Here is a 9038-nt window from a genome sequence, read left to right on the forward strand (position 1 = left end):
TCAACGAGGCGTTGGTGCCAGCCCATCAGCTCGCTGATCTCCATGGCCGCCATCTCGGACGGCGGCCAGTGGGCGATGATGGCGATCTCTGCCATCAGGTCATCTATGCAGTGAGGTAGGCCTCCTGCTGCGAGCCCATCAAAAAACCGACCACCACTACCCCGGCTTTGAGCAGGTCAGCCGGGTCCATGTCGTTGACTTCCTTTTCGGTCAGGTCGGTGATGCGGGGCAGCAGTTTGATGAGGGTATCCACGTTCATCTGGACGATGTCCATCGTGTTGAGCCCGCGCAGGTGGCCCGCCTTCTTGGGGCTGCGGATGATCAGGCTGTTGAGGGTGTTCTCGCCGCGCTGGATCGGGGTGTCGAGGGTGATTTCTTTCTGTTCCATGGTGCTTGTTCCTGTTGTGGATGTGGTGAGGGCGGCACTTTCTGTTGGGATAAGGGCCGCCCGTTGGGTTGTTGGGTGGGTTAGAGGCCGATGGCTTTGCGGTGTTCGGCCATGCGGTCGACGCCGTCGGGGCCAATCTCGACCATGTTGATCAGGTCAATCTCGTGCATCACCCGGCCGTTGATGGTCTCTTTGTAGTAGGTGTTGACCATGCTGACCTTGGCCTGGGTGTTGTCGCCTGCCTTGAGGGTGCCGCGGTCGAGCTCTTTGAAGCGGCCACGACAGACGATCTCGACGGCGACCACTTCGCCGGTGTCATCACGCTGGACTGATCCGGCAAAGCGCAGGCTGGTGCCGTCGGCTTTGGGCTCACCCATGCAATTCAGCAGGGGTTCGCCGTAGCCGCCGAAGGTGAATGAGACATCGAGGGCGCTGTCATCCAGCCCCATGTCGATGTTGACAGCACCCCCCATACCGCCGCCGCGATAGGCTTCAAACTTGCGGGACAGCTTGGCCGGGGTGAAATCTTCCGCTTCACCGACCCAGTTATCGCCATTGAGGAAGACGTTCAGGCGTTTGAGTTTGCGTGGCAGTGCCATGGTGGCTCCTTATGCGGCGGCCGCGACGCGGGCGCCGAAGTCGATGAGGTAGGTGTCGGTGATGCGCTGGATGAAGCCGAGGTCTTCGAGCGGCGGCACCGGGGTGTAGTTGTAATCGATGCGCAGCTTGCCGGCCTTGAGGGTGTCTTTGTCGTTGAGCTCCTCGTTGTACCAGCAGTCAAAACCGAGCAGGTAACCGCCTGCCACCAGTTCGCGGCCTTTGGCCTTGATGCCCTCGACGATGTCCTTCACCAGGGTGGGGGTGAGCGGTTTGTCGTTGGCCCACATGTGTGCCTCGGCCATGGTGTCGGCCAGGATCTGGGCGGTGCGGGTGTAGTTCTCGAAGGCGAACAGCGGGTCATCGGAACAGGTGCGGTTGCCCCAGTAGCGGAAGCCGTCCGCCCGGATCAGGGCGGTGACTTCGCTCGCGTTGAGCAGGCCGACCTCGGTGTCGGGGTCTTGCAGATCCCAGAACAGGGCCTTGGTCATGCCATCGACCCCGGTCACGCCGACGTTCGACAGGGTCTTGTGCCAGCCGATCTCCTTGTCGATGAATGCCCGCATGGCGGCCGCCTTGAGGCAGGCATCGAGCTTGATGCTGGCATTGGCGGCGGTGTCCCAGGCGGTCCAGTCGCCGTGGATCGGCATCAGTTCGCGGCTGGAGAAGTTCTCGCGGTAGGCGAGCGCCGCCTCGACGGTGTCGGCAATGGTTGGCACATAGGCGAAGGCGCGCAGCTTTTTGGCCGCACCCGCCAGGGCAGTGGCGATGGATAGGGTGCAGTTGTCCGGCACGCAGAGGATGCGCGGCTTGACGCCCGTGACCGGGGCGGCCCGCTCCAGCGCCTTGAGGCCGGTATAGCTGCCATCCGGCAGTATGGTGCCGATGATGTTGCTGGTGAGCTCGGCGGCGTCGGCACCATCGGCCACACGCACGGCGATGACGATGGTGTTGACGGTGTCATAGATGGTTTGCAGCGAGCGTTTGAGGTTGCCGGTGCTGCCCGCCTTGGCGATGGCCGCCGGCAGGTTGGCAATCAGCACGGGTTTGTTGAGGGGGAAGTAAGCGGCATCCGCATCGCTGCCGGTGCAGATGATGCCGATCACCGCCGTGGCGACGGTGCGGATGGTGCGCGTGCCCTCGTTGACTTCCACGACGCGCACGCCGTGGTGAAATTGGTCCAGTGCCATAGGTTCTCCTGTTGTCCGGACGGAGCATTCTGTGCGTAGGTAATGCCTGTGATGCGAGCAGGGTCAGGATGCAGGGGCAGGGGATGTCTGGCGAGCGGCGGCCAGTGTGTGAGGGCCGTACACACTGGCGAAGCGGTGACAAGGTGACGGATGACGGCAGTCACGAAACACCCCGCACAGGCGGGGTGGTTGGCGGTGAATCAGTCGGTGAAGTAGCTGATGGTAAATGCCAGCCTGGCATTGTCCGACACGCTCACGACATCGGCATAAGGTTGTCCTGGCGCCACACCTCGAATGATGGCGAATGGTTCACCTTTAATGCAGTCGATCACAAATTGGCGGGATGTATCAGGGAGGTTGACACCAACAATCATGCCTATCGCCCCTGATTGTTCCATGATGCTGGATGATGTCGGGAAGGGCAGGTTTACGCCTATGTACCCATCCATCGCAGGGTCTATATTTTTTACTCCCATGGCTACCTGAGCAATAACCAACCGTCCCATCTTCACATAGTGGCCATGGCGATATTCATATTCATTCTGGCCTGAGTGGCTGTACCCAGCAATTGATGGTAGCCATGTGCCATGAACCCCCGGTTCCAGTGCTGCTTCAGAGACTCCCAGCAGTCCATTTAGTTGCCTGACGACATGTTCGAAGATGGCCTGATGACCGGCATCATTGGGGTGTACCCCATCGATATACATATTGTTTTCAAGCAGGTCGAGCGATGAGCAATCGATCACCATCACCCCCAGCTCTGCGGCAAGCAGCCTAATGGATGCAGCGTATTGAATGTGGCGGGCTTTTGCGGCTGGCCAGATATGTTCATCTGCGATCGGTGGGATCATGATGGCGACGACATTGTCGCCATGATTGAGGGTGACCGCGATATTTTTGATGTTGGCTTTCAGCTGGTCTGGCGTGGTGGCTTTACCACTGTTGTAGATATCGTTGGTGCCCAGAGCAATGATGAACAGGTTCTTTTTTGATTCGAAAAATGCCCCCTGTCTTTTGATTGATGCCAGCCGTTCCGGTGTATTGAAATCCGTACTTGATGCGCCCGAGAAGGCCATTCTGTTGATGTGGATCCGCTCATCTGCATGGTTCAACCTGATTAGGCCTGTCAGCGTCACATCACCATCAACGGCCTTGATAGTATGGCGGCCGTAACCTCGACTGGCATAGAGTGATGGGAATGTCAGGGCATCCACTATGTTCTCCCCTGCACAGTCGATGGTTTTATAAACCACGCCATCCTTCATGAACTGGAGCTTGCCTGCCGAAGGGGTGCGGTTGAAGTAGACCTCGACAAACTCGAAGTCGCCGTAGAAATACAGAGATGACAGGTTTTCCATCAAGAGTGCTTTGCCTATTGGCCCGGCATCGGTGATGGATGCAGGGCCACTTATCTCGACGCCATATTTGCCGGAAATCTCAAAATTGGAGATGATCTCGGCATCCTGTCCCTGCTCCATGTCCATGATCATTTGGTAAAACATCGAGTACCAGGACTGGGGAAAACTGGATGCGCCAACGCCCTCTGTGATGCTGTCACCCAGTACGTTCACAGAGCCGTAGGACGCCTTGATCAGTTGCAGGCAAGAGTGCAAATCTTTGAAGTTTCTGAGAGCCGTTTTTTCTTTCTCTTTATCAATGGTTTGGCTCAGGTATGCCCGTGACACCATTGCCTGTGACGGGTCGACTATTACTTCCACACTTGCCGAGTTACCGATGGCAATGACCATTTCCAGTGTCATTGTTCTGCCTGAACCCTGTGCCATCACTGACTTGTAGCTTGCGGGAGTATTGGCGACCGCGATCAGGTCGCCATCTGCATCGAACAATCCCAATTCATAGACCCACCACCCCCCTACTGTTTCGGACAAGAACATCTCGGCGATGCGTTGATTCGGGTTGTTGGGATCGACTTCCCATGAATTGATATCTGTCCGGTAGACTTCATTGACGAGGGTGGTCTGTTCCTCGTTCGGTGTGGTTTCAGCACCGTTCCCATCACCCACCGCCATGTGAGTAATGCGCAGAGGAGTGGCGCCCGCAGCCATGGCCAGCTTGTTGATGCCTGTCTGAGTCAATATGGTTTTGTAAATCTGCATGGTTACTCCTGTGTCGGTAAAATGCGCAGAGACTCATTGATGACCGTTGCGCAGCCATAATTTGCACCGCCGCTGGTCGCAACGGTTTTTAGCTCTGGATGGATTGATATTTTGTCGCCTGCCATGACTTCCGCCCCGATCGATGACCCTCCATTTGACTGCATACTCATGTTGATGCCCGTGATATGCCGGGTCATTGGCTTGGCGTTGTAGATCAGGTTCTCTATTTCTTCGTGTAGTTCTTCCGAGATACCAGAGCCGTTTAGCCTCAGATCGATACTGAATGTGCCAGGGGGGTTGTCATGTTCCGTTTGCCACCATTCCACCACGTCAACCAGAAACCCCATTGGCTCAATGACTCGCCTGATTGCACCCACGGTGCCCTTGCGGCTGTGGACGAAGTAGCTATTGGCGATGACCTGGCGCTTGGTGGCCTCAGGCCATTTGTCATCCCAACGGTCGACGCTCCAGCTGGCGGCCAGATAGGGCAGCAGGTGGGTGGGGCAGGTCCAGGGTGACCAGAGTGAGCGGAACGGGATCGGCAAGGCCTGGGCATTGGCACCCGCCGTTGCCAGGCTGCGCTCGGTGCGGGTGGTACTGGGCGGCAGGATGGCACTCATGGCGCTCGCTCCACGGTGAAGCCGGTGCAATAGGCGGCCTGGGTAGGACTGGGGGCGATGTCTGCCCAGCCGATCAAATCGACCTTGCGCACGCCCTGCACATGGAGGGCGGCATCAATGGCAGAGCGTGGCACCTCGACCCCGATGCGGCGGCGCGGGTTGATAAAGGCTGCGAGCTGGTCACGGGCTGCCTGCAGGATCACATCTGCCTCGGCCCCCTGGCTGCTGATGTGCAACTGGGCGGTGATGGTGTAGGGGAGGATGCCGGCTGCCTGCACGGTGAGCCGGTCGGCCACCGGCCGCTTGTCTTCGTGGCTCAGGGCAGCGTCTACCTTGGCAATCAGCGCCGCATCGGCGGTGCCGTCCCCCTCGGTGCTGAGGATGGTGACCAGCGCCTCGGCTGGGGTCGGGCTCGATCCTTTGGCATCGGCGACCTTGCCATCCGCCGAGAGGGCGAAATACTCATAGGCCCCGGTGGGGCCCGCCACGCTCAAGCCATCCCACGCCATCAGGGCGCGCAGGATCAGCGCCTCGTCATCTTCCTTGATTTCTGGCACCGGCGGGGTGGCGGTGTCATCACCCGGCTGGATGATGAGCCGCTGCACCTTCCAGTTAGCCACCAGGTTGTCGAGGTCGCTACCCTTGGCCCAGGCCAACATGTTGGCGACGGCGGCATCGTTGATGCGTTGGCGCAGGATCAGCTCACGATAGGCATTTTCTTGCAGCAGCTTGGTGATGGGCTCGGATTCGAGCGCCAGGGTGGCGGCGATGGCTGCCTGTTGGTCTGCCGGATAGAGGCTGACAAAATAGGCCTTGCGCTCGGCGAGGATGGTCTCGAAATCGAGCACCTCGATCACATCGGGCTGCGGCAGTTGAGAGAGGGTGATGGTGCTCAATTGGCGGCTCCTGTGGGAATGGCAATAGTGGCGCTCTCTGTTCCGGTACCCGGCGCGCCGCCGTCCTTGCGCTGCCAGGTGAGCTCGACGGTAAGGGCGCCATCCATGCCGCCGCCCAGCACATCGACCCGGGTGATGGTGATGCGGGGTTCCCAGTTGATGAGGGCCTGCACGGTGGCGGCCATCAGGCGCAGGCGGGTGGCCTGATGCTGTGGCTGGTCGATGAGGTAAAACAGCTCGCTGCCGTAATCGCGGCGCATGACGCGGGATCCCACCGGGGTGATGAGGATGTCGCGCACCGACTGGATGATGTGGTCGGTGGCGCTGATGGCGCGGCCAGAGGCTGCATTCATGCCGAGCCAGTTCATTGCGGGCCCCCGGAGGTGCCGCTGCCGGTGCTGACATTTCCGTGCTTGTGGGTGGTCACCTCGATGCCGCCGATGGTGGCGCTGGGGGCGGTGATCTTGCCGCCCGCCTCGATGGTTGAACCGACCTTGAGCGCCTGGGTGCATTCCACCATGGGGGTGATCAGCTTGACGGTCACCGAGGCCGAGAGGGTGGCGCGCTTGATGCCGCTAGCATTGAGCGCCCCGGTGGCCGGGTTGTACTCGATGACGGCGCCATCGCTGTATTCGGTGCGGTCGAGATCCGGGTTGTCATCGCCTGCCAAGGGTTCTGGGAAGGCAGCGCAATTGATGGGGCCGACGATGTAGGCATTGCGCAAATCGCCGCTGACCGAGAGCATCAGCACCTGTTCGCCAATGGAGAGGCGATGGCGGGTGCGATTCCTCCCGGCCCGCGCAGTTGCGTAGGGCCGCCAGTTGGTGATGAGGTCGCCTGTCTTGACGCGACATTCCCCTGATCGCACGGCGGTGACGGTGCCGATGCGGATCAGGTTGTCGATCAGGCGTTGGAGTTCAGTCGGGGTCGGTTGCATGGGGCCATTGTTTTGGGCAATGGCGAGTAAGGCGAGAGGCGGCCAGTGTGTACGGCGCTGGCACACTGGCGGCGTTGGTTACAGCCCTTTGGTGAGCTGGGCGAGCAGGGTGGTTTCTAGCTGGTCCCGCTCTTGTTCTGTGATGCCGAGCAGTTCCCGCGCCGGGTATGAGATCTCGCGGCCCTTGATGCGGTCTTTGAGGCCATATTGGTGAATGGTGGCGAGCCGGTTGGCGGTGCCGACAAACTCGACCACGGCTTGATGTTCATTGGCGCGGGCCTTGAGCCAAGCAGGGTTGCTTATCTTGAAGAACATCTTGCGGCGAAGGCGGCCCCGACCCTTCTTCAGCTTGGGCTGCGGCTTGCGCGGGGCCATGGGGCTGCCATCGGGCTGGAGGTTGGCCCGGATCCGCAGGGACTGGCTGGCGCGCAAGGTGCGGGCTAGCTCGCCCGCCAACTGACGGCGGGCGGCGGGTTCCATGCTGGCCAGCAGGCCATCGGCCCAGCTGGTCAGGCGGCTCAGGTCGTCGGCGGCCATGGCTGATGCTCCCCGTTGATGAAGAGTTCCCAGGTGATGCCGTCATAGGGGTCTTCCGGCGGCTCTGGCAGGTGCTCCCAGCCAATCCCCTGTTCGTTCTGCCAGACCCTGACCCGCTCGGTCAGCTTGACGGTGATGATGAGATCCATCAGGTCGCTCGCAAGGTATTCCGCCTCGAAGGTGATGCCCTCCTTGCGCCGCTCGTCGTTGGTCATCAGCTCGGGCTGGTGTTGGCGCAGCCAGGCCAGCAGCGGCACCATGATCTGGTCCGGGTGGCCGGCAAAGTCCTCGATGCCGATGGTGAGGGGGTATTGCCACTCGAACGAGAGCGAGCGGGCGCCGGTGCTTTCGACATTGCCCGGGGCGATGAAGATGTGCAGCTTGTCGGGGTTGGTCTTGAGGTGGGGCACGCAGCGGGTCAGTACCTCACGGATCTGTTTTGGCTTTTCCATTTTCCCTCCTGTACTGGTGGCGTTGCTGGCAGGCGATAAGGCTGTCGACCTGGGCGGCGCAGGTGGCCCATGCCGCCTCGGTCTGGGTCAGTTGGTCGAGCAGATCACCGTTATTGACCGGGCTGGCTGCCGGCAGTTGGCAGGGCGCCGGGGCTGGACAGGTGAGCCTGATAATCTGCGGCGCCGGTGAGGGCGGGGCGCTGGAGCAGCCTGACAACAGGATCAGGCAGAGGGCGATCAGCCCACTCCTTGAGTTCAGCATTTTCACGTTTGAGCCTCTTGATGGTGTCGGCCCGGGTGGCGGCCGTGATGGTCAGATCGCCAAGCTGGCGTTGCAGCGTGGCGGCGGCGTTTGCCTGGGCGTCCAGCTCGCCGGTGAGGGTATCAATGGCCCCGTCTTTGAGCTTTTCCCGCTGCTCGGCCTCTTTGGCCTTGTCGTTGGCCGCGTTGAGGTCGCTTTGCAGGGTGGAGACTTGGCCCTCAGCCTTGGCGGCGGAGCGGGCCGACCAGCCCCAGCCTGCCAAGGCGATGGTCAGTGCCAGCAGCAACCAGGTGAGGGGGTAGCGTAGTAATGCCATTACGGTTTCCTCGGTGGTGGGGTGGGCTGCGGCTTATTCTGGTTACATCCTCTGAACGGGCAGACCACGCAGCCACCAAGCCAGCGCAATTCCAGACACTTCGCATCCAGCTTGGTGCAGGTTTTCCCTACCAAGTGACCGCACTTAGGCCGAGGCATCTGCCACCTCCTTCACCGGATAGACCTTGGCAAAATGGTCGTATGCCTTGGCCATCTTGGTGTCGTAGTCGTTGTCCTTGTAGGCCGGGCCGTTGTAGCGGCGGGCGAAGTCGGCCCATTTACGGCCCTGCAGCGCCTTGTGCATGGCTTGGTCTTGCTGGATGAAACGGCATAGGGCGGTTAGGTGGTCGACCTCGCTGCGCTGCATGGCGGTCTGCCAGTCGCTGGCAGAGGAAAATCCCAGCGCTTGCCAGTGGTAGCCCATGATCTGGAACATGCCCCAGCTGGCCGACTCGATGGCGGCATCCCGGTGCAGGCTGATGGCGAGTTGCAGCCGCTCCCACTCGGCCGCCCCGCCCGCATAGCCGCCGCGCTTGGGGTTGACCAGGTTGGGGTAATGGGCGGCCATCTGGTCGGCTGTGCCCTTGCCCAGGTGCTGGGTGAGCTGCTTGTAGAACACATGCCGCTCGAACAGCACCACCGGGCGCATGTCGGTGGTGAACCCCTCGCCGATGCTCTCGACCTGGGCGACGGTGGCCATGGTGGCCAGCGGCAGGCCCAGCAGGTC

General features: G+C 60.8%; 14 protein-coding genes. All 14 read right to left on the reverse strand.

Translation table 11 applies throughout. The features are described from left to right. A partial coding sequence (locus AB5Y70_RS20525) for a GpE family phage tail protein (RefSeq protein WP_368175972.1) occupies positions 1 to 95 on the reverse strand: 95 nt, incomplete at its 3' end. 8 nt (positions 96 to 103) lie between these two features. Next, a complete protein-coding gene (locus tag AB5Y70_RS20530; protein WP_104452360.1) occupies positions 104 to 388 on the reverse strand; it encodes a phage tail assembly protein in 285 nt (94 codons plus the stop codon). A gap of 80 nt (positions 389 to 468) precedes the next feature. Continuing rightward, on the reverse strand, positions 469 to 987 hold the full coding sequence (locus AB5Y70_RS20535; protein ID WP_104452361.1) for a phage major tail tube protein: 519 nt from the start codon (positions 985 to 987) through the stop codon (positions 469 to 471). 9 nt (positions 988 to 996) lie between these two features. Next, complete coding sequence (locus AB5Y70_RS20540; protein ID WP_368175971.1) at positions 997 to 2169, reverse strand: phage tail sheath protein; 1173 nt, start codon at positions 2167 to 2169, stop codon at positions 997 to 999. 206 nt (positions 2170 to 2375) lie between these two features. Beyond that, positions 2376 to 4292 carry a phage tail protein gene (locus tag AB5Y70_RS20545; protein ID WP_368175969.1) on the reverse strand — a complete coding sequence of 639 codons (1917 nt, stop codon included), beginning with the start codon at positions 4290 to 4292 and terminating at the stop codon, positions 2376 to 2378. Positions 4293 to 4294: 2 nt separating this feature from the next. Then, positions 4295 to 4912 (reverse strand): phage tail protein I, encoded by a 618-nt coding sequence (locus AB5Y70_RS20550; RefSeq protein ID WP_368175968.1) that lies wholly within the window; start codon positions 4910 to 4912, stop codon positions 4295 to 4297. Then, positions 4909 to 5808, reverse strand: coding sequence for a baseplate J/gp47 family protein (locus AB5Y70_RS20555; protein ID WP_368175967.1), 900 nt, complete (start codon positions 5806 to 5808; stop codon positions 4909 to 4911). Before AB5Y70_RS20555 ends, AB5Y70_RS20550 begins: the two co-directional genes overlap by 4 nt. Continuing rightward, positions 5805 to 6176, reverse strand: a complete 372-nt coding sequence (locus AB5Y70_RS20560; RefSeq protein ID WP_270821271.1) for a GPW/gp25 family protein — start codon at positions 6174 to 6176, stop codon at positions 5805 to 5807. Before AB5Y70_RS20560 ends, AB5Y70_RS20555 begins: the two co-directional genes overlap by 4 nt. Further along, positions 6173 to 6745: a phage baseplate assembly protein V gene (locus AB5Y70_RS20565; protein ID WP_368175966.1), complete on the reverse strand. Its 573-nt coding sequence runs from the start codon at positions 6743 to 6745 to the stop codon at positions 6173 to 6175. Before AB5Y70_RS20565 ends, AB5Y70_RS20560 begins: the two co-directional genes overlap by 4 nt. 78 nt (positions 6746 to 6823) lie before the next feature. Further along, a complete protein-coding gene (locus AB5Y70_RS20570; RefSeq protein WP_368176125.1) occupies positions 6824 to 7282 on the reverse strand; it encodes a phage virion morphogenesis protein in 459 nt (152 codons plus the stop codon). Beyond that, positions 7264 to 7734, reverse strand: a complete 471-nt coding sequence (locus AB5Y70_RS20575; protein ID WP_168967089.1) for a phage tail protein — start codon at positions 7732 to 7734, stop codon at positions 7264 to 7266. Before AB5Y70_RS20575 ends, AB5Y70_RS20570 begins: the two co-directional genes overlap by 19 nt. Next, entirely contained in the window at positions 7709 to 7951 is a 243-nt protein-coding gene (lysC, locus tag AB5Y70_RS20580) for an Rz1-like lysis system protein LysC (protein ID WP_236752469.1), read from the reverse strand. The genes AB5Y70_RS20575 and lysC overlap by 26 nt, the downstream gene beginning before the upstream one ends. Continuing rightward, positions 7845 to 8312: an Rz-like lysis system protein LysB gene (lysB, locus tag AB5Y70_RS20585; RefSeq protein ID WP_368176126.1), complete on the reverse strand. Its 468-nt coding sequence runs from the start codon at positions 8310 to 8312 to the stop codon at positions 7845 to 7847. The genes lysC and lysB overlap by 107 nt, the downstream gene beginning before the upstream one ends. A 144-nt stretch (positions 8313 to 8456) precedes the next feature. Next, positions 8457 to 9038: N-acetylmuramidase family protein (locus AB5Y70_RS20590; RefSeq protein WP_368176127.1), on the reverse strand; the 582-nt coding region annotated here is incomplete at its 5' end.

Source organism: Aeromonas sp. s1(2024) (assembly GCF_040908005.1).
GTDB classification, from domain to species: Bacteria; Pseudomonadota; Gammaproteobacteria; order Enterobacterales; family Aeromonadaceae; genus Aeromonas; species Aeromonas caviae.